The sequence below is a fragment of the Dielma fastidiosa genome (assembly GCF_003475485.1).
GTDB classification, from domain to species: Bacteria; Bacillota_I; Bacilli_A; order Erysipelotrichales; family Erysipelotrichaceae; genus Dielma; species Dielma fastidiosa.
In genome coordinates, this window is sequence record NZ_QRQL01000004.1 from 168,865 (window position 1) to 190,425 (window position 21,561).

Consider the following 21,561-nt stretch of genomic DNA (forward strand, 5'->3'; position numbering starts at 1 on the left):
AAATGAGAACAGTTGTAATATTGATGGATACACTCAGGAGACAAATGCTCTCCTGTTATAATCCTGAGACATTTGTTAAGACACCTAATATCCTAAGCTTCTCAAAGGAAGCTACAACCTTTGACCAGCACTGGATCGGATCAGCGCCTTGTATGCCGGCGCGCCGTGATATCTTGTGCGGCCGTCTGAATTTTTTAGAGCGCTCATGGGGGCCGATTGAACCTTTTGATGTAACGCTGCCTTCCGTATTAAAGGAGCATGATATATTTACTCATATCACAACCGATCATTGCCATTACTTCCGTTTAGGCGGTGAAGGTTATGTGCAGCAATTTAATACATGGGATTATCACCGCGGTCAGGAAGGCGATCCATGGGTATCAAGAATTGATGATCCAACGATGCCTAAGAGTTCTTATGGCAAGGTAAGACGTCAATATCAATGGAACCGCACCAAATGGCCGAAGGAAGAGGAATATCCGTCACCAAGAACCTTTGCGTCAGCTTGTGACTGGCTGAAGGATAATCAGGGCAAGGATGATTTCTTCCTGATGGTTGAAGCGTTTGATCCGCATGAACCATTTGATGTACCAGAAGAATACATGAAGCTGTATGAAGATGCCAAGCTTGACCGTGAATATTTTGAAATTCCTGATTATGATCGTGTTAATGTGCCTGATGATGCTGTTGATTATATTCAAAAACGCTATGCAGCACTGCTGACGATGACGGATAAATGGTTCGGCAAGCTGATTGATCAGTTGAAGGAACTCGATATGTATGAGGATACATTAGTGATTATGACAACGGATCATGGCTATTTCTTGGGGGAAAGAGACTATTTCGGTAAGAATTATATGCATCTTTATAATGAGCTTGCCCATCTGCCGCTGATTGTGAAATTTCCAAAGAACGAGCTGGGCGGTCAGCGTATATCAAAAATTACGCAGAATATCGACATCATGCCGACGGTTCTTGAAGCAAGCGGTATCGCAATCCCTGACAGTGTGAAGGGAAGCTCATGGATGAAGCTGATCCATGACCCAGAGCATTATGAAAAAAACTATGCCTTATTTGGTTATCACGCGATGGCAGTGAATGTAACAGATGGCCATTATGTCTATCTGCGTTCACCAAACAGTGAAAATAAACCATGTTACGAATATACATGTATTCCGACTACGATCCGCAAATATTTAGGTAAAGGATTGGAGCCGCAGATTGAGACTGGCAGATATTTGAAACGCACAGAGTATCCGCTTTACCGCGTACCAGTTAATGCACCGTCGATTATCGATAATGTGAGCTGCGGTATGTCCGAGGTAAAAGCGACTAAATTATTTAATTTAGATAATGATTATGCGGAGAAAATAAATCTGGCCGGTGTTGATCATCAGGCTGAGGAATATTGTATCAAGCTTTTAGATAAGGCACTGGATGAGCATGAAGCGCCTGCGGAACAGAAGCAGCGCCTTGGCTTAAAGGATTAGGTGAGGCAATGAAGAAAAAAGGAATTCTCTTTGATTTTAACGGAACCTTATTTTGGGACAGCCACTATCATGAATTAGCATGGAACGCGATGTCTGAAAAGCTGCGCGGGGTTCCGATGAGTCATGAAGAGCTGACATCTAAGATGCATGGCCGCAACAATAAACAGGTGCTGGAAATGATTTTCACACATCCGATTGATGATGATTATTCCCGTCAGTTATCTGAAGAAAAGGAAGCAAGTTATCGTCAGATGTGTCTTGAGAATCCGGAAAGCTTCAAGCTTGCACCTGGTGTTATTGATCTTCTAAATGAATTAAAGGCACACAATGTTCCAATGAATATTGCCAGTGCTTCGATTAAACCAAATATCGACTTCTTTGTGGAACATTTCCAGCTTGCGAATTGGTTTGATCCGGATAAGATCGTTTATGATGACGGCAGTCATGAAAATAAGATTTCAATGTTTAAAACCGCTGCGGAGCTGATCGGCATTCCGGTTGAAGAATCAGTAATTGTAGAGGATAGTGTTTCCGGTATTCAGTTTGGCAAAGCCGTTCATGCGACAGTCATCGCTTTAGGTAATGAAAGCAAGGATGCGCGCTTCAAAGAACTGGGTGTTGATGGAATAATTCGCGATTTTACTGAATTTGACCGCAGTATTCTATTTTAAGTAAAAATAAGCCTCAGGTATGTGACCTGAGGTTTTTTATCGCAGTAATGGAATTGAGCCGGTAAGCTTATTAACTAATTTTTTAGGGCCGAATAAAGCTACTCCCATATAATTAAGTTCAGATTCTTCAATCCCAGCCATTTTTTCAATGAATTCATCATAATGGTTACAGCTTTGCGCGGCATCAAAGAAATCAACAACTACAACCTCTGAAAATTCAGGCTGATAGAGTTTTTCACGAATATTGCGTACAATTTCTTTATCGCCTTTTAAAATCGGAATTGGAACCGCGATGATTCCGAGATGCTGCTTGCCGCTTTTGTCAATGACATCAGGGCCTGCAATCTCAGGCAGTAATTTTCCCATTGTGAAGCCTAGAATTGCTGATGTATTGGCCAATAAGCCAAGAGGCAGATCAGCATCAAGCACCATCACGCATTTATTGTTGTTGATATCCATAAGTTAATTCTCCTTTTTGTGTTTTTCAGATAAAAATAGACCAAGTAATGTAAGCAGTATACCGGCCAGCATCTGCCAAGTAATCGTTTCATGAAGAATGAGGGCAGCGGCGGCGGTCGTAATTACCGGTACCATATAGATATAGACACTGGTTCTGATTGGTCCTAATGTTTTTACGGCACTGTTCCAAGTGACAAAACAAAGTGCTGATGCGCCAAGACCCAAGAATAGCAGATTAAACAAATTCTGCGGATCAATGAGACTTTTCAAATTCATTTGAAAACCGGTAAAGAATATGATTGGCAGCATGAAGATCAAACCGTAAAAGAATGTTCGGCGTGTAGTTTGAATCGTGTTATAGCCAAAGCTGCTGATTTTCTTGGTCAGCGTTGAATAGGCAGCCCAGATACAGGCAGCCGCAACCGCAAGCAGATCACCCATCGGATTTAGTTCTAAAGCGGCGTTACTGAAGCTGATTAGGGCAATGCCGGCCATAGCTATCAAAAAACCTAAAAAGAAACGTAGGCCTGGGCGTTGATCATGCAGAAACAGACAGCTGAAAATCACCGTAAAGAAAGGCGCGATTGAAATAATGACTCCGACATTAGCCGCCTGCGTATAAGTCAGTGCAATATTTTCGAATAAGTAATACAGGGTGATACCGCATAAACCTGCCGCCGCAAAGGTATATTCCTGCCGCGAATCGACAAGTTTAAGCTTATGCGGGCAGACAAGCCATAAGGTACATATGCCAATAAAAAAGCGGATAAAAAGAATTTCAATGGGTGTAAAATAAACTAACAGCACCTTAGTGGAAATGAAAGTTGTCCCCCAGATAAGAATCGTAATGAATGCGAACAGATGTCCTTTTGCTTGATCACTCATTTTTCTTCCCCTTAGGATTGATAAAAATCCGCTGATATTGTTTTGGCGTCAAGCCGATAAATTCTTTAAAGAAATTCGTGAAATGACTTTGATCCGCAAAACCAGTCATTACTGCCGCATCAATTGGTAAAATGCCCTGTTCCAATAGTTTTTTAGCCCGGTCAATTCGGATTGTCTGCAGATAGCGGTAAGGTGATACACCAATTTGACGGGTAAACGATCTCAATAAATATGATTTACTGAAATTAGTCATAGCTACTAAATCATCAAGCTGTATATTTTTTGAATAATGCTCTTCCATATAGGTACAAAGTAATTTAATTTGCTGATCAGGTTCACTGACACTGATTTCATCAAAGGGCATGACATGCTCCTGAAATACCTGATCAAGCAGGAAAAAGAAGGCTTCCTCTTTTTCAAGCTTAGGGGCATGGTTTAAGATCGCATTATATAAATCGTTTAATGAACGAGTGATATCACTTTGATAAATGACATTGTGTATGAAATAAGGCGTAAATTCCTTGCCGGTGATTTCACCTGCCATCTTAACCATGATTTCAGGATTAATATTTACGGCTCGATAATCCAGTATCTCGCCATTAATCGGCGCGCAGTAATGATTATCACGGGGATTAAAAAGAATCAGATCACCCACTGACAGATCATATTCCTCTCCTTTGCACCAAAGATGCCGGCTGCCTCCCTCGACAAAGCCGATGACATAATATTCATGAAAATGATTAGGGAATTTCTGAACGATGCCGCTGAGGTTATAGGCTTCTATATCTAAGTCATGATCATAATAGACATGACGCTGTTCCTGTATTTGAGACATGCTGATCCTCCTTTCATTATTCATTATTGTAGCACCTTCTGATTTTAATTTCTTGTATGATATGACACAAAGGACACCGCAGATACGATGTCCTTCTTCTTAAACTTTTTTTATATCCATTTCAAAAGGGATATCATAGGCTGAAACAACCTTAATTCCTAATTTACGAAATATTGAAACAACATTGTATTCATTGGTTGTGAAGATAGATACTCGTTTAAGCTTAGGGAATTGACGCAATTCATTTTCATCAATGGCATCGATATCAAACAAGCTGTCCTCACCATCCCAGTTAGGAGCAAGCTGGCAGTTAATTTCATCGCCGCCATCCATGTTGATTTCGGTTATTTCAGAAGCTAACCGGGCAGGAATTGGATAACGCCTAAACCAGTCTTCGGCTTCAGGTATTAATTTGTCATAGCCCTCAGTTTCAGGATCGATTTTGCGTTGAGTGTATTCACTGGCAAATTCCCAGATATTAAACTTTGGTTTTATCAAGTTCTTTTCATACATCAAAACATTCATCACAGCCAATTTGAAATTCAGATTTTTAAATTTTAGTAATGGTTCGTTACATTTAGGGAGCTTATATTTTAAGGATTTAGCGTTGAGCTTTACAGGCGTGTAGTATATTTTAATATGACTGGCATAATAAGCGATTATAGCCTTAAGCTTTTCATCGCTGTTTTCTAAAGTACAGCGAGGCAAACAGGTAAAAATTGTGAAACAGCCCAGCTTAAGCGTGTTGATAGAACCAAAAGTCTCCCAGTCTGTTTCAATATAATCCCTGCCGTTAATTAGCACATTGCCGTCAAATGATTTTGCGGCAAGATTGTGATCATGGCGAGAAAGGCAGATTATAAAATTTTCAATTTCATTATTATTGACTTGACCTTGAATACCTAGATTGTCCCATACATAATAAATCACTGGTTTTAGCTGCGCATCGTTAGTATTGCTGTCCTTACGGGCCCCTTGCTTAGTCACAATGCGAGCGGTGCCAAGAATTTCAGTCACTTTTTCTAAAGTGAAGGGTGGAATTAGTTTCTTTCCGCAAATCACAAGCTGATTCTTTTTAATATGTAACTGTTGATTTGCTGGCAAGGTACGCGGAATGTCAGGATAAAGAGAATGATAACGCCGCCATTTTCCCAGATGCTTCGGCTTATTGGCTAAGCGCAGAAATCCCCAAAAATCCTTAGGCTCATGGATAACGCTGCCCACCTTTGTATGCAGAGTTGTAATGATTATTCGGCCATCAGGCAAAGCCGTGATTTGATTTGGCTTGCAGGAAGCGAACATACCGGGACGGATGCGCAGTATTTCACCGCTTTTTTGATTCCATAGCTGGGCGAAATCAGTTCGAAAATCATCCCCTGAATTATAGATTATCACCCAATCATTGATGAAAGGACGCAGCTTAAGATTTTCACCTAACCCTGGCAATGAAACAATTTTACAGCAGCCATTCATCATGTCTAAATCCAACAGATTAGAATGATTGTTATCCCATCCTGAAGTTTCACGTATCATCATCAGGCGTGATGTATTAAAGACAGGCAGAGAGTTGTCCAATTCATCATAGCCGCTGCGGCGGAAGGGTTGGCATTGTAAATCTCGATTTTCATATCTGAGAATTTCTCTGTCACTATGACCTCGATTTATATAAAGATGTCCCAAACCGTCAATTGCAAAGCGGCAGATACTGTCGGAGGGGGAGAGAATGAACCGCTGGACATCCTCTACGCCGGACTCGTTCATTTTGAGAATCAAAACACTTTCCTCATCCCCTGTGCAGAGATAGTCATTGCACCAATACAAGCGGTTTAATTTACGCATTGAACGAGGAGTCAGTTTTCCCCAATCATTAACGCTTGCCGCATCCTTTCCGCCAATTATCATTTGAGCATACATTGTAGTATAGATAGCGGCATAAAAGTCTAATTTCGGGGAATAAGTAAAGCCATGAAATCCTTCCCAGTTTACTTTAATCGGCTTTAAAGGCTGTTCACGCAGATCAGCTACAAACTTTCCCTGCTGTATCTCATCCTTGGCAATCCAAATACCACTTGCGAAATTACCGGCAATTGTTTGTATCGTATAGTAGGCATCTTGAGGGAAATATGTGTCATTGCAAGGCATTAACGGTTGTGTAGGCTGTTCTTTGGCAGCCTGCCCAAACGCGCGTCCGCGCTGCTTCATCAGCTTAAAATAGTGATCAGCTTTGCGGCACTGCGGTTCAAAGGCGGCTTTTTCTTTATCAGATAGCATGATGAATAAATGCTCGTCTTCTTCATCAAAGTCATAGAGACACCATCCGAAAGCAGTTAGTTCCTGACCCAGCGCCTGTATTCCATCTTCATGTTCAAAGGTCATATATTGCATCGCAACATCATCAAATCGCTGGTCAAAAAGAGCGGGGATATCCCGCCCCCATTTTTTGCGCAGTTCTGCCAGTGTATCAGTTATCTCTCCATCAAAATTAAGAATGTCCAGGGCATCTTTCTCTAAAGCAATAAGGTCAAACATGATGTTCCTCTAATGATACCGGTTCATTTCTGAAAGCTGAGGTTCTTGATATTCAGGCCAAGGACAGGCAGCCCATTGACCGTCATCGTCTTCAGGCAAGCCGGCAAGCAAATCGGCAGCAGCATCGCTTAAGAAGCTAAGATAGCTTTCTGCTGAAGCATCATTGCAAAGCAGCTTCCACATCAAACCGCCAAAAAGATAAGATTGAGCAAATTCGCGCCAGTTATCTAAAGCCTTGACTGCCCGCTGTGACAGATCCCATAGGATTCCCGTCGCTTCTCCTTCAGTAAGCCAGCCAAGATAGCATCCCCACCGTGTCAGCATAGCGGCACGCCCGATATCCCAGCCAATCATGAAACTAGGAGTATACTGGGTTTTATAATGCTGTGCAAAACGCCAAGCCCGGCGCAGTGAAGCTTGTTCCTCTTCACTGTCAGTATTGCTTATTAATTCTTCCGGTGAGTTAGCTTCACAATATATCTGATAGCGCAGAACGTAACCCGCCTGAGTCAGAGAACGGAGGGTGTCCATCAGCTCACCGCGTCCATTAATTCCCCAAGTGCGGCGTACTAACGATACAATTTGCTGTTCCATGAGAGGAATGTGTTCCTCAACATCGATGCAGTCTAATCGATGATCATTTAGCTTAGCAATCATGCCTGAAAGCAGAATTCCAAACTGTCTCCACCGAGCATCATCCTTAGCATATGTGATTGGCTCCGGCTCCGGCAGTGCTGCAAGCTGTGCCATTTTTTCATCTAATATATTATATAACTCCGCTTCTAAAGCATCATCAAATTCAGCCTCTTCCTCCTCGTCCTCATCCTCTTCTTCCATAGCCAAGGTTTCTAAAGCAGCCGCAATCACTCCCATATCTTCGCCAAACAGCTGATCCATGATGCCAGCCGTTGCTTCAGCGGCTTTCTGATCCACCATCTGTTTAAGCATATCTTCGTTAGCTGTCATTTGTGCCATGATTTCAGGATTAAACATCTGGCCTAAAATTTCGACTTGCCGCTGCTGGTTTGCCATTGCCTGTTCATCGGCTGACAACTGGCGGGTTGCTCTTTCGGCTTCAGCCTTTTCAGCATCAGCCTGCATCTGTTCACTGATCTTTTTACTTTTTTCAATTGATTCATTTAACTGCTTGGATGCAGCTTCACTGGCTTCCTGTGCTCGTTTCATCATTTCTTCAATATCAATCATGATAAGTATCCTCCTATGGATTTATGATATGAACTGTAACTCTTACTTCGTCTTAAAGTGATTCATAAAGAAATCGGTAAAGGCCTTTGCTTCAGCCTCTTGATCAATATAAATATAGTTGCTTTCATCTTCCAGCCACTCAAAAATATTAATCGCGATGTAACCCTTCTTATCCGGATAGATGATAAAAGCATCGGTTGGATATTTATTACGGTATGCCTTATAAATTTCTGAGCGGCGATAGTAGACAGGATTGCCGCATTCATCAAGGTCAGGCGTTGTAGGTACTACAACAATTGTTTCATTTTGCTCATTCCAGCCGACAATCAAGCTGCCGATTTTTGATTTGCTGCCGTGAACCAAGCCATAGTTAAAACGGCTTACATCTTCAGTATAGCCAGCCGCCAGCTTGTATCCAGTGCCGTTTTCCACAGCTTGATCAAAGCAGGCGCGCATCTTGCTGCGGTTTGCATCACTCTTAGCCTGATCAATCTCAGGTCCTTTAAAAAATTTGTTGAATAATCCCATTATGTTATTCCTCCTTGTAATTTATGATTGATGCAGCGTTTCCATATATTTAAGGATGTGATTAATTTGAAATTCTGCCAAATCATCCGCTGCGTCAGAAAATAGGAAAGGCAGTGTATCTGGAATTGCTTTGCATAAGACAGCCGCAGAGAATACTAAATTGCCAAGCAGCTTTGTGGTCTGCGTATCAGCATCAATTTCAAAGATATTCAGCACTTCTTTGAAAAATGTCAGCCTTCTTGTCTGAAATTCTTCGCGCTTTTCACCGGAAAGGCACTTGGAAAGTGACTGCTGTTCCTCTACACTCATGATTGTGAAATGACCTTGTCCGCCATAACAGAAATCATGAAGAAAATGATTGATTTTATCGTGCCAGTTCAGCGTTTGGTCATCCATCAGCTTTTTCGCATATGCCAAGATTTTGGGCTGCTGACAATAAAAGGCCTGTACAACCAAATCTTCTTTTGCCGGGAAAAAGGTGTAAAAGAAGGTTCTTGAAATGCCAACACGGGTGTAGATTTGTTCAACCGTCGTATGCTGAATCCCTTGTTTAGAAAACAATTCCAGTCCGGTTTCTATTAGGTCTTCCTTGATTTTATTGCGGTCTATTTCAGAATAAGCAACCTTAGGCATGATATACCCTCCTTAAAATAAAAACAAATATTTAAATCTGTCTTTATTATAGCAAGGGCAACTCAATGACACAAGTGTGACCAACACAAACCAGACATAAAACGATTAAAAACAGCATGACATATGCCATGCTGTAATATTAAGTTTTGATTATGTTTTTACTTTTGATTTAGGATTCGTTTATAACCGCTGCAGGTCGCAAGGAAATATAACTCGTATATGAGGACAACAATGCCTGAGGTCATCAATGCCGGCATTAAACGATCTGTTTTGCCAAGAATCGCAATAACCTTGTCCATAGCGGTAATACCTACCAATGAATGCACGATAGCTAGTGACAGCGGCATCATGAAATAGATCGCAATCTGGAAGTTAACTGATTGGGAACACATTCTCGCATCAGCACCAATCTTATTAAGCACCAGATAATAACGGCGGTTATCCGCAGCCTGTGATAATTGCTGGAGCGCCAGCATGACACAGCTAGTCAGCAGGAATACAAAGCCCAAATAAATGCCGACATAAGTAAAGGTAACCGTCAAGCCAGTGCAGCTTGCATAAATTTCACTGCGGGTATCCATATAGATAAACATATCGTCTAATTGATTCTGAGCATAAGCATCATAGATTTTCTGGGCAAAGGCAGTGTCATCTGCGCCATCCTTTAAGGTAATATTCGTATAATGCGAAATTGCAAACTGGGTATCCATATAAAATGAATTAGGCGGATTATTTTCAATCAGCGAATCATCAACGATTAACCCGATAGTTGTGGTGATTGCTGTGTTATTAATTACATTGGTAATCGGAAGATCCCGCTTTACAAGCTTTAATTCCTGATTCAATGCCTGAATGGTTTGAGCATGATTGTACACACTGCTGATGGCATCATATGCCTGCTCATTCGCAGCCGCTAAGACTGCCTCATCAGGATTGAGTGAAATTGTCTGCAATCCTTTAGCCTGAAGGAAGGTATTGTAATCAGATAATGGATAAATCGCTAACGGCATACTGCCGGCATTAATCATCACACTATCCAGATCAGTTTCAGGAATCAGTTTTGCTAATGTGGCATAGGTTGTACCCGGTGTATCCTCTCCGGCATAATCATAATATATATCCATTGTGAACTTAGATTTAATATCACTTAAATCAGCCCCTAATTCGGCCATTGCATCATCAAAGCTCATATTCTGATAATAAACATCAGCGGTAACATCAAACGGCGTATTGGCATTGATATTGGCATTGACTGTCTGATTAATTGAAAGTCCGGTAGAAAAAGCACCAATTCCCAATAACAGCATAACACAGATAACACTCATTGAAATTACATTGGAATTAATGTTGGAATTCACCTGTCTTAACACAAACATATTCAGCTTGCGGAAGTATAAGCGCTTGCTTGATTGGATAAAACGCAGCAGGAAGCCGGATAATGACATGAAGAAAAACAAGGTGCCCAGACTGCCGGCAATAATGATTGCAGGCAGATTCGTAAACATATTGATGCCTGCTTTCATAACAAAGATATAGTCGCCGATCAGCAAAATGCATGCAAGAACAAATAGAATGATAGTAAGCGTTGTTGATTTAATCTCAAAAGCTTCATTCTTTCGATCGGCATTCAGCAAATCAATGCACTTATATTTACCTAAGATAAAAGTATTAAATAACATGACAAGAATAAAGATAATGGCAAAGCTGAGTATTGTAATCAGCATTGAACTCCATGAGAAGATAAATCTAAATTTAGTCAGCGGCAGTACGAACAGCTGAGCCGTCAGCACTGTCAGTCCCTGGGATAATAGAAAACCTGCAAATAAACCGGTAATCAATGAAACAATACCGATCATAAATGTTTCATAACAGAGTATCTTGGATATTTTAGTCTTGGACATGCCCATAATCATCATCAGGCCAAATTCTTTTTTTCTGCGTTTAATCAGAAAATTATTCGCATAGATGATTAAAAAAGCCAAAACAACAGCTACAACCCATGACAATGCCAGCATGATCATCGCCGCGTTATCCATCATATCACTTTGTATCGTTGTCATTTCGAGAACAGCCTGCTGCTCCTGAAATGAGTTGAAAGCATAAAACAGACAGACAGAGAAGGCAAGCGTCAGAAAATAAATCAGATAATCCTTGAATGATTTTCTGACATTCCGCAGTGCAAGCTTAAAGTACATTACCGCTGTCTCCGCCTAATAAGGTTACAACTTCGATGATTTTATTGAAGAATGTCTTGCGGCTGTCTGTTCCACGAATGATTTCATTAAATATTTTACCATCCTTAATAAATAAGATACGGTGTGCATAGCTGGCAGTAAAGGCATCATGAGTTACCATCATGATGGTTGCTTTAAACTCCTGATTCAGCTTTTCCATTGAATCCAGCAGCATTCTGGCACTCTTAGAATCCAGAGCACCTGTTGGTTCATCTGCCAAAATGAGACTTGGATTCGTAACTAAAGCACGCGCACAGGCAACTCTTTGCTTTTGTCCGCCGGACATCTGAATCGGGTATTTATTTAATTCATTTTGAATTTCCAGCTTACTTGCGACATCTTTGACCCGCTCATCAATCTTAGATGCCGGTACTTTATTAATGGTTAAGGCTAAAGCAATATTTTCATAAGCAGTCAGGGTATCTAAAAGATTAAAGTCCTGAAAGATAAAACCTAATTCCTCACGGCGGAATTTCGCAAGGCCATTTCGTTTCAGCTTAGTAATATCCTGATCATTAATAAAAATCTTGCCGCTGGTTACTGTGTCAATCGTTGAGATACAATTCAGCAAGGTTGTTTTACCTGAACCAGAAGGACCCATAACACCTACGAATTCCCCTTTTTTGACAGTAAAACTAATATTGTCAATCGCTTTTGTGACGTTGCTGCGATTGCCGTAGTATTTTTCTATATTCTGTATGTCTACAAGATTATTCATAGAACAAACCTCTCTTTCCTTGTCTTTATTGTATCCGTTTGCTTAATTCTAAGCCATTGCTTTGGATAACAATACCCTTACAAAAATGTAAGGGTTGCTTTTAACCATTCAATAAATGTTGTACTTTCCTCAGGCTGAAGCGTACAGATCTTGGCTTCATAAGTATCTCTGGCATCCTCCTTATCAATGAAATAGCCAAGATAATCATTCGTATAACCGCAGACCAATACCCGCCGTTCATCAAACAGCTGTTTAATTTCCCGGGAAAAGCGGACGCTGATTTCACCAGGGAAACCAAATAGTACCAGTTCACCTAATTCGAGAATTGAAAGATCCATCTTAAGCTCTGGCAGATAGACACAGGTAGCTGCTTGATAAATTCGATGTTTAAGTGAAAGGGTAGGATCAAGTTTTTTCAAATCGGTGCAGTCACTGATCCGATGATAGAGCTCTGTTCCGATTCGTTCACATTCAGCAATACTGGCATCACGGCGGGTAAAGCGGGTGCTGACATCCGCGCAGGCACCGTTGATCATGGTGATTGGGCAATGAAACTGAGCCGTCATTAAATTACGGGTTGTACCGATGAAATCTGGTGAAATAAGTGTATTATGATAATCAAGTACGGTAGGATGGGCATTAAAATGCAGAATACAGCCTTTATTGCGCCCATCATGAGTTTGAAATAGAAGCAGGTTTAAAAAACGGTCAACTAAACCGCTTGGATCATTGCGGTTGGCGTAAAGACCGGCAGCCTGCGCGACTTTTGAATAAGGAATTACTTCCTCTAGCTCTCCTTCTGCTTCAAGCAATGCTTTCGCGGTTTGGCGCGCTAACTCGCTGCGGATATTTTCATTCGGTGAACGCATTGCCAGCTGACCAAACGATAAATAGAGCGGAAATTCATTCAGTGAGGCATGTGTATGTGTAGCACAGACAAAAAGCTGATCAACGGAAAAATTGCTGAAGCCGGCGATACGCTGAATCAGATCCTGATCAATACCACATAAGTCAAAGCTGATAATTGCTGTTTTTTCCACATCCTCAAGCAATAACACGGTGGCCATTAAATCCTGATGCACACCTTCCGACAGACAGCGCCTTTTTTCATAACCGTTAAGATAGACCGCATTATCCGGTGTAAAACAAAATGAGACTGAAGCAGCTCGCATTATATCACTCCCTTATCCTTAATTATAAGGGAATCCAATTGTATCGCAAGTGCTTTCGGTGTATGATAGAGAATATAAAGCGAAAGGAGATCTGTTATGTCGAAGAAAAAAATTTGTTTATTGACAGCGGGTGTACTGCTAGGTGTGGTAGTGGGGACAACGGTTGGTTTTATGTTGTATGCACCGGAAGAAATGAAGCATTGCCCATGCTGTAAATTAAGAAAGAAGGAGGTTGCGTAAATGAGTCTGCTTGAACAGTATTATAATGAGATTACCAAGCGTCTGAATGATGTGAAGGAGCATGATGAGGATGCGATTGAGCAGGCGGCTCAGCTGTTATTTGACTGTGAAAAGCAGGGTGGAACGATTTACGCGTTTGGTACTGGACATTCACATATGATGGGGCAGGATCTCTATGCCCGTGCTGGCGGTTATGCGAAGATTGTGCCGATTGTCGAAATTGAGCTGACGCTTTTAACGCACCCTACTAAGAGTACGACGATTGAACGAATTCCGGAATATGCTGATGTTTTGGAACATTTATATCATGTGAAGGCTAATGATGTAGTCATTGTTTCAAGTAATTCTGGCCGTAATGGGTTAGTAGTAGAATATACAAAACGGCTGAAGGAGAAGGGAGTTAAGATTATCGCGGTAACTTCACTTTCTCATTCAAAGAGTATTGCTTCAAGACATCCAAGCGGCAAACGGCTGTTTGAATATGCAGATGTAATTCTCGATAACCGCGGCCCTTTAGGCGATGCAAGCATTAAACATAATGATTTAATCTCAACAGGCCCTGTATCAACAATTATGTCATGCTTTATGCTGCAGGCTATGATGTCTACCTTTATTCAAAAATGCATTGATGACGGCATGGAAGAAATCCCGGTATTCAGAAGCAGCAATGCGGACAATGCAGATGAATTTAATAAAGTATTGTTTGACAAGTACATCATCAATCGGAAGAAAGATTAAAAACAAATAGAGCAGTATGCGCATCACATAGATGTATGGTGTAAACCAATTAAAAGAATAAGCTTTGTTAAGCTATTATTAAGGATTAATTTCTATGCTGAACAGGAGTTAGTCCTTTTAATATTATTGTAATTATTTGCGTATTATATGAGGCATCGCCTTAGAATGTAAGCAAATACACTTTTGACGAACAAGGCGCAGAAAAATAAATGAAATTTGTAAAGGAGGTAAAAGAATGTTTAATAGAAAAAAATTTGCTATTTTTTTAGTTGGCATTATTGGTATTGTTAGTTTGATGGCGTGTCAAAAACCCAATGCTCAACAATCCAATGTAATAGATACTGAGGGAACTCAAAAAACTGTTCTTGAAATGGAAATGGATGCGAATTATAGTAGTTCAGATTCCTTTGAGAATGGGCGCCTATTTTGTGTGACAGAGGATATGGAAGCCTTAGACGCCGAGGTTTATTTTCAGATGGATGGTGAAAGTGGTATTGTAGAAATAAAAGACAGAAATACAGACGAGGTTTTATGGAGCAATACATGGAATGAAAACGTCAGCGGTGTTACTGTTTCAGTTGTGCTCAACAATCTGCAAAAAGAAAAAGAGTACGTTGTACAGTTTACTGGAACTAAAATTAATTATGCTGTTGTAAAAGTTACTTTTGAAAGTGAATTGGTTCAAGAAAAATCAAGACCCTCAAAATAAACTTCTGGATTGTTGTACTGATTTACCTTGTTCTTATTGCTAGATGGCGTACAATGCTATCTAGTTGTTTTAAATACCGACAAGCAGGGCAGAGTGATGTACTCTGCGATTTTTCTGCTGAGAAAACATTCTGCTTGTGATAGTATTGACAAAATCGTTGTTATCTTCTACAATAAAACCGAACATGTTCTAGTAAGAAAAGAGGGACACTATGAAATCTAGTAAAATTTTGGCGGCTTTATTGTCGCTGACACTGTTTTTCTCGATGAGCGGCTGTACTACTAAAGATCCAGGAAATGAAACTGGCGATGTGAAAAATGGATTAGAGAATGTTGCTGACGGCAGCTATGAAGGCAGCGGCAGCGGCCATGGCGGTGATTTGAAACTGGCAGTAACGGTTAAGGATCATAAAATCACTGAAGTAAATGTTATTGAACATCAGGAGACAGCGGGAATTTCTGATAAACCGCTGGCTGATCTTCCGGGTTTAATTGTTGATCATCAATCGTTGGCGATTGATACAATTTCCGGTGCTACAGAAACATCAACGGCAATCTTATCAGCAGCTGAAGCGGCGTTAAGTGAGGCTGGCGCTGACATTGAAGCTTTAAAGAAGCCAATTGAAAAAGAAGATAGAACATCAGAAGTTATTGAAAAGAATGTTGATATTGTGATTGTCGGCGGCGGTGTTGCTGGTTTGTCAGCAGCTGTTGAAGCATCTAAATCCGGTCAAAACATCCTGCTGATTGAAAAAACAGCGGTGCTGGGCGGCAGTACATCTTTGTCAGGCGGTAAAATCTTAGCAGCTGACAGTGTTTTTCAGCGTGAACAGGGGATTGTGGATACGCCTGAACAATTTGCTGATTTCTTAATTAAATTAGGCAATGGCAAGGTTAATGAAGATAAACTGCGTATGATTGCTGATCATTCCAGTGCAAATATCGATTGGCTGATTGAAAATGGTGTTGAATTCTCGGATGTAATTGATACTCCTAATCCGGAAATGACACCTAACCGCGGCTTAAATGCGGCCAGCGGCAGCGGTCAGGGCTTCATTACTCCACTTGCACAGGCAGCTAAAGATGCCGGTGTAGAAATTATGATGGAAACGCGCGGAGAAAAATTAATTGTTGATGAAAATAATGCGGTAGTAGGTGTCGAAGCTACTCAGAGCAATGGCGATAAGGTCATCATCAATGCCGCGGCTGTTATACTGGCTACTGGCGGCTATGACCGCAACCCTGAATTAAAGGCTGAATATTCACCTTCTTATGCTGATTCAAGAACCAATGTCGGCGCTGGTAATGAGGGCGACGGCTTAATCATGGCTAGAGATATTGGAGCTAAAATTATTGGTAATGACAGTGCAATCGCTCAAATCCTCCCTTATGGTTCTGCGATGGCTGATCTGTTTACATACTCTGGTTTATTTGTAAGTGTTCAAGGTGAACGGTTTATGGATGAATCAGCACCTAGACCTGTAAGAACACCGATTGTTTTGAGAGAAACCAATGCACCTGAATTCTTTATTATTCTGGATGATAAAATGAGCAGTGAAAACATTACTAAATCCATCGAAGAAGGCAATGGTTTTACCGCGGATACATTGGAAGATCTGGCAGCCCAGACTGGTATGGATGCCACGAAGTTAAGCGCCGTAGTTGCCCGTTATAATGAACTGGCGGCTAAGGGTGTCGACGATGATTTTGGCAAGAATGCGGAATTGATGAGCAGTATTGACAGCGCACCATATTACGCGATTCGCTGTACGATGAATACCGCAGGTACATTCGCAGGCCCGCAAACAAACTTAAAAGCGGAAGTTCTGCGTGAAGACGGTTCAATAATTCAAGGCTTGTACGCGGCAGGTGAAGTCAGCAGCGGCGACTTGATCGATAAAGAATACCCAGGCAGCGGAACCGCAATTCAGTCCTTTGTCACTATGGGACGTATTGCTGGTGAAACAGCAGCCGAATATGCAAAAGCTAACAAATAAATAGATTAAATAAAGAGTCCCAGGATAACGCAGACGTTTCACTGAGACTCTTTTTGTTTTAAGCACTGATTAAGGCTACAAGATGGTGAATCTGATCAAGCAGCTGTTTCTTGATATCATACTGGGCATCCCGCATACAATAATTAATTGAATTGGCCAGAATCAAGGCAAAGATATGTTCCAAACTTTCTTCAATCGTCAGCTGTCGATTCATTTGTCCTTTTGTTTGTGCCCGTACCAGCAGACTTTTAATGATATCACGATTAGGCGCTAATGCCGCTGGCTGATAATGGTTCAAATTATATGTATAAATATACTTCAGCCGATCAATTGGTGTTTCTTCCAGCAGCTTTATCTGAAATAAGATATAGGCATCAAGGTTTTTCCACTCATTTTCATTATTCATATTCAGCCGCTGGTTTTCTTCCGCTCTTTTAGAACTAATGCGGAAGAGTTCCATAATTAAATCTTCCTTTGATTTAAAGTGATGATAAAAACTGCCGATTGATACGTCAGCACGCCCGCATATTTCCCTCACCGTCATGGTGCTGAAGGCATCTTCATCCATCAATAGCTTTACTTGTTCAATAATTTTATCTTTATTTGAATGTTTTTTCATGCACCTATTATAGCATAATTTTCAAGCTTAAATAAAATTTGGCATTACAAAATAAAACAATAATTCTTTTAAATGCTGTCCTTAGTAATCGCTATCGCATGACGAATCTTCTTTAATGATTCATTAGAACTTTTTTCATCATGAAACATGACAATCACAAAGATCGCGTCAATAATTGCCAGCTGAGCGATACGTGACGATAGTGCTTCAGAGCGGTAAGAAGTTTCCTCAGCTGTCGATATGAAAACAACATCTGCCATTTTAGCAAGTTCTGAAAGCGGATAGCTGGTAACAACAATCAATTTCGCTCCATTTTCCTTCACGCATTTAGCCAATTCGATCGCTTCCTTGGTGATGCCGGTATGAGAAATGACAAAGGCACAGTCCTCATCGGTAAGCATTGAAGCCTGCATCAGCTGCATATGATAATCAGAAGTCCAAGTGCATTTAATCGGCGAACGCAAAAATTTATGATAAGTATCCTGAGCAATTACATTGGAACCGCCAAGGCCAAAGAAACAAGTCTCTTTTGATGAGAGCAGTATATCCGCAGCTTTCTTAAAGCTATCCGCTTCAATGAGTTTTTTCGTGTCCTCAAGGGATTGAATTGTGGAATCAAACACCTTTTTCGCAATCGTAATTTCATCGTCGCTTTTAGATATATTTTCATGAATGGAAATTTCCGCATCGAATTCTTCGGTCAGCAGGGCAATTTTAAAATCCTTGAACCCTGAATAGCCAAGCTTGCGGGTAAATTGAAAAAATGTCGAATCAGCAATTCCCAGCTCATTGGATAATTCATTGATCGTAGAGCGGGATACTAGTTTGGGATTCTTTAGGATATAATCGGCAATACTTTTTTCCTTAACGCTTAAATCGCGGTAAATTGATTTGATTTTTAAACGTGTGCTTTCCTGTGTCATTTTATTTCATCCTTTAGATAATAAAAAATATTTTTTCTTAATAGAATTATATCACAAGAAAAAGATTTTCTTCATAAAAGCATATGAATAATAATTCAAGGACGATATTCTGGATGCTTAAACCGTTCATAGCAAAGAAAAAAATATTTTTTCTATAATTTATATTTACAAAAAAATATTTTGTGTTAGTATATAGCCATAAGGTTATCAATCATGGTTGATAACTAAGATTCATGTTTACAGACTGCATGTAAAGGAGATTCATATGGGCAATTATCGTATCGCAATCGTTAATTCAAGCAGTTTTGGCAGACGTTTTCCATCGCAAATGGAACGTTTAGAGAAAATCGGTGAAGTTAAGCGTATAACGGTGGATGGAGCCATGCATGGCAAAGAACTTGCAGAGAGATTAAGCGGTTATAATATCATCATTGCCTCTATTACCCCTTTCTTTGATCAGGAGTTCTTCGAATATAAGGATGAATTGCTGCTGATTTCCCGTCATGGTATAGGTTATAACAATGTAGATTTAGAAGCTGCCAAGAAGCATAACACCTTGGTTTCCATTGTTTGGCCGCTGATTGAACGAGACGCGGTTGCTGAAAATGCGGTTGCAAATCTCTTGTGTGTTATGCGGATGACTGTTGAGGCAGTCAACGCGGCTCGTGAAAATCGCTGGTCTGAACGCGCGCAGTTTGTAGGTCATGGTTTGAGCGGCAAGACAATTGGTGTGATTGGCTGCGGAAATATTGGCAGCCGGGTCGCGGAAATTCTGAAACATGGTTTTAATTCAAGATTGCTTGCCTGTGATCCGTTATTGGATAAAGCATGGGCAGCGGCACATGATATTGAAGAGGCTGACCTTGAAACTTTATTGAGAGAAGCGGATGTAATCTCTTTAAACTGTACATTAAATGAGACTTCTTATCATATTTTAAATGATGAAGCTTTCAATAAGATGAAAAAGGGTGTTTATATCACTAATACAGCACGCGGTGATCTGATTGATGAGGAAGCTGTGTGCAGAGCAATAGAATCAGGTATTGTGAAGGGAATGGCAGTGGATGTAATGCATGATGAACCCTCAGACAATTCACATCCTTATTTCCGTTATGATAATGTCATCATAACACCGCATACCTCCGCATATACCATAGAATGCCTTGAGGGGATGGGTAATAAATGTGTCAGTGATGTAGAGAGGGTTGTCAATAACATGATGCCTGACTGCTGTAAAGTAGTTTTATAAAGAATTAGATGCTGTATGGTCGTGTCAATTGCTGTTAGTATCACATGGGTGTATGATTATTAATAGATTCAATGATTAATAAATAGTTAAGTTATCATCAATGGTTTTCATACAGAAAGCAGACTGTATTTAAGCCAAAAAATATAATCCTAAGAAATTAGGCATGAATAATGTGATGAATTATTCAAGAAAAGATAAGGAAGTGGCAAAATGGAAAAGAGCAGAATTGGTGTTTATGGGTTAGGTGTAATGGGTCAAAGCTTAGCGCTGAATATGATGAATCATGGCTATCAGGTTTCTGTATTCAACAAAAGTCATGAGGTTACTGAGAAATTCATGAAGGAAAAGATTGAAAATCAAGCTGTCGTACCTTGTTATGATCTGCATGAATTTGTGGCATCGTTACAGAAACCCCGCTGTGTTTTCTTAATGGTTACCGCCGGTAAGGTGGTTGATCTGGTAATTGATGGTTTAAAGGATGTATTGGAAAAGGGCGATATTATCATTGATGGCGGTAATTCATTCTATAAAGATACGATCCGCAGATTTCAGGAACTGCAGCAGCTTGGTCTGCACTTTATCGGTGTTGGTGTATCGGGCGGTGAAATGGGCGCATTGAAAGGTCCAAGCATGATGCCTTCAGGTAATTATGAAGCCTATCAGGTTGTAGAACCAATCTTTTTAGACATCGCGGCAAAAGCAAAAGATGGTAAGCCTTGCTGTACCTATATCGGCAAGGATGGTTCAGGGCATTATGTCAAAATGGTACATAATGGTATTGAATATGCGGATATTCAAATTATCTGTGAGGCCTATGATTTAATGCGCAATGGTGCAGGGTTCAGCGTAGAAGAGATTCAGCATATTTTTGAACGTTGGAATAAAGGTAAACTTAAATCTTATCTGATTGAAATCACTGCAGAAATTCTGAAACGCCGTGATGAAGAAACCGGAGAATATATGGTAGATATTATTTTGGATCGGGCTGGTCAAAAGGGTACCGGTAAATGGACAAGCATGGAAGGTTTGGATATTGGTTCCGCAATTCCTACAATTGCTGAATCGGTATTCGCAAGATATATATCGGCGATTAAGGATGAAAGAGTACAGGCAAGCAAGGTCTTTAATGTTGAATCGACACTTGAAATTGATGATAAAGAAGCTTTCATAAATGAATTAGAACAGGCGGTATATGCAGCTAAAATTTGCTGCTATGCCCAAGGTTTTGAATTGTTAAAGGAAGCGGCTAAGGAAAATGACTGGACACTGAATTTTGGCGAAATTGCTATGATTTGGCGTGAAGGCTGTATTATCAGAGCTGATTTCCTGGAAGAAATCAAGAAAGCATATGATGAGGAAGCTGTACCAAATCTGATGATGACTAAGAAATTCAGTAATGAATTACTGGCAGCTCAAAAGGCATGGCGCAAGATTGCGGCCAATATTATTGAGAGCGGCATTTATGCACCGGCAATGCTGAGTACCATTGCTTATTTTGATGGCTATCGCAGTGCTAGGACAAGTGCTAATCTGATTCAGGCACAGCGTGATTACTTTGGCGCCCACACATATGAAAGAGTGGATAAACCGGGCTTCTTCCATACACATTGGGAGTAAACACAGTAAATAAAAGTACAGAACAGCGGGATCGTTAGGATTGCCGCTGTTTTATATTACAAAAGGACATAATAGCTTAAGTATTAAAAATTCAAAAGATTCAGCTTCCC

Annotated in this window: 20 protein-coding genes; 8 read left to right on the plus strand and 12 right to left on the minus strand. The window is 40.5% G+C overall.

Translation table 11 applies throughout. From position 1 onward, the window contains the following. Positions 1 to 2: 2 nt before the first annotated feature. Both DWZ33_RS10365 and DWZ33_RS10370 read left to right on the plus strand, forming a co-directional pair. A complete protein-coding gene (locus tag DWZ33_RS10365) occupies positions 3 to 1,490 on the plus strand; it encodes a sulfatase (RefSeq protein ID WP_118454763.1) in 1,488 nt (495 codons plus the stop codon). Between the two features lie 8 nt (positions 1,491 to 1,498). Continuing rightward, positions 1,499 to 2,161 (plus strand): HAD family hydrolase, encoded by a 663-nt coding sequence (locus DWZ33_RS10370; RefSeq protein WP_118454764.1) that lies wholly within the window; start codon positions 1,499 to 1,501, stop codon positions 2,159 to 2,161. A 36-nt stretch (positions 2,162 to 2,197) separates the two neighbouring features. On the opposite strand, the gene DWZ33_RS10375 is transcribed toward DWZ33_RS10370, so the two are convergent. The 10 genes from DWZ33_RS10375 to DWZ33_RS10420 form a co-directional block, all read right to left on the minus strand. After that, positions 2,198 to 2,620 (minus strand): DUF2000 domain-containing protein, encoded by a 423-nt coding sequence (locus tag DWZ33_RS10375; RefSeq protein WP_118454765.1) that lies wholly within the window; start codon positions 2,618 to 2,620, stop codon positions 2,198 to 2,200. A 3-nt stretch (positions 2,621 to 2,623) separates the two neighbouring features. Continuing rightward, positions 2,624 to 3,505, minus strand: coding sequence for a DMT family transporter (locus tag DWZ33_RS10380; protein ID WP_118454766.1), 882 nt, complete (start codon positions 3,503 to 3,505; stop codon positions 2,624 to 2,626). Beyond that, positions 3,498 to 4,340, minus strand: coding sequence for an AraC family transcriptional regulator (locus tag DWZ33_RS10385; protein WP_022938730.1), 843 nt, complete (start codon positions 4,338 to 4,340; stop codon positions 3,498 to 3,500). Before DWZ33_RS10385 ends, DWZ33_RS10380 begins: the two co-directional genes overlap by 8 nt. Positions 4,341 to 4,439: 99 nt before the next feature. Next, positions 4,440 to 6,869, minus strand: a complete 2,430-nt coding sequence (locus DWZ33_RS10390) for a DUF6892 domain-containing protein (protein ID WP_118454767.1) — start codon at positions 6,867 to 6,869, stop codon at positions 4,440 to 4,442. Between the two features lie 9 nt (positions 6,870 to 6,878). Continuing rightward, positions 6,879 to 8,075, minus strand: a complete 1,197-nt coding sequence (locus tag DWZ33_RS10395) for a DUF1266 domain-containing protein (RefSeq protein WP_118454768.1) — start codon at positions 8,073 to 8,075, stop codon at positions 6,879 to 6,881. Between the two features lie 42 nt (positions 8,076 to 8,117). Further along, positions 8,118 to 8,603, minus strand: a complete 486-nt coding sequence (locus DWZ33_RS10400; RefSeq protein ID WP_118454769.1) for a hypothetical protein — start codon at positions 8,601 to 8,603, stop codon at positions 8,118 to 8,120. A gap of 21 nt (positions 8,604 to 8,624) precedes the next feature. After that, a complete protein-coding gene (locus tag DWZ33_RS10405) occupies positions 8,625 to 9,236 on the minus strand; it encodes a TetR/AcrR family transcriptional regulator (RefSeq protein WP_118454770.1) in 612 nt (203 codons plus the stop codon). A gap of 158 nt (positions 9,237 to 9,394) precedes the next feature. Beyond that, entirely contained in the window at positions 9,395 to 11,431 is a 2,037-nt protein-coding gene (locus tag DWZ33_RS10410; RefSeq protein WP_118454771.1) for an ABC transporter permease, read from the minus strand. Further along, positions 11,421 to 12,188, minus strand: coding sequence for an ABC transporter ATP-binding protein (locus DWZ33_RS10415; RefSeq protein ID WP_022938724.1), 768 nt, complete (start codon positions 12,186 to 12,188; stop codon positions 11,421 to 11,423). Before DWZ33_RS10415 ends, DWZ33_RS10410 begins: the two co-directional genes overlap by 11 nt. 77 nt (positions 12,189 to 12,265) lie before the next feature. Beyond that, positions 12,266 to 13,360, minus strand: coding sequence for a hypothetical protein (locus tag DWZ33_RS10420; protein WP_118454772.1), 1,095 nt, complete (start codon positions 13,358 to 13,360; stop codon positions 12,266 to 12,268). Positions 13,361 to 13,456: 96 nt separating this feature from the next. Between DWZ33_RS10420 and DWZ33_RS17990 the strand changes: the two genes are divergently transcribed. The 4 genes from DWZ33_RS17990 to DWZ33_RS10435 all read left to right on the plus strand — a co-directional run bounded on the left by DWZ33_RS17990 (position 13,457) and on the right by DWZ33_RS10435 (position 17,043). Further along, entirely contained in the window at positions 13,457 to 13,600 is a 144-nt protein-coding gene (locus DWZ33_RS17990; protein WP_022938722.1) for a hypothetical protein, read from the plus strand. Continuing rightward, on the plus strand, positions 13,601 to 14,338 hold the full coding sequence (locus DWZ33_RS10425) for an SIS domain-containing protein (RefSeq protein WP_022938721.1): 738 nt from the start codon (positions 13,601 to 13,603) through the stop codon (positions 14,336 to 14,338). 235 nt (positions 14,339 to 14,573) lie between these two features. Beyond that, complete coding sequence (locus tag DWZ33_RS10430) at positions 14,574 to 15,047, plus strand: DUF4624 family lipoprotein (RefSeq protein ID WP_118454773.1); 474 nt, start codon at positions 14,574 to 14,576, stop codon at positions 15,045 to 15,047. A 211-nt stretch (positions 15,048 to 15,258) separates the two neighbouring features. Further along, on the plus strand, positions 15,259 to 17,043 hold the full coding sequence (locus tag DWZ33_RS10435; RefSeq protein ID WP_118454774.1) for a flavocytochrome c: 1,785 nt from the start codon (positions 15,259 to 15,261) through the stop codon (positions 17,041 to 17,043). Positions 17,044 to 17,101: 58 nt separating this feature from the next. Here DWZ33_RS10435 and DWZ33_RS10440 read toward each other — a convergent pair whose 3' ends face one another. Both DWZ33_RS10440 and DWZ33_RS10445 read right to left on the minus strand, forming a co-directional pair. After that, entirely contained in the window at positions 17,102 to 17,662 is a 561-nt protein-coding gene (locus DWZ33_RS10440) for a TetR/AcrR family transcriptional regulator (protein ID WP_118454775.1), read from the minus strand. Between the two features lie 68 nt (positions 17,663 to 17,730). Further along, positions 17,731 to 18,585 (minus strand): MurR/RpiR family transcriptional regulator, encoded by an 855-nt coding sequence (locus DWZ33_RS10445; RefSeq protein ID WP_118454776.1) that lies wholly within the window; start codon positions 18,583 to 18,585, stop codon positions 17,731 to 17,733. Between the two features lie 265 nt (positions 18,586 to 18,850). On the opposite strand from DWZ33_RS10445, the gene DWZ33_RS10450 reads away from it, so the two are divergent. After that, a complete protein-coding gene (locus DWZ33_RS10450) occupies positions 18,851 to 19,834 on the plus strand; it encodes a D-isomer specific 2-hydroxyacid dehydrogenase family protein (protein WP_118454777.1) in 984 nt (327 codons plus the stop codon). A 210-nt stretch (positions 19,835 to 20,044) separates the two neighbouring features. Then, positions 20,045 to 21,451, plus strand: coding sequence for an NADP-dependent phosphogluconate dehydrogenase (gene gndA, locus DWZ33_RS10455; RefSeq protein WP_118454778.1), 1,407 nt, complete (start codon positions 20,045 to 20,047; stop codon positions 21,449 to 21,451). Positions 21,452 to 21,561: the final 110 nt, after the last annotated feature.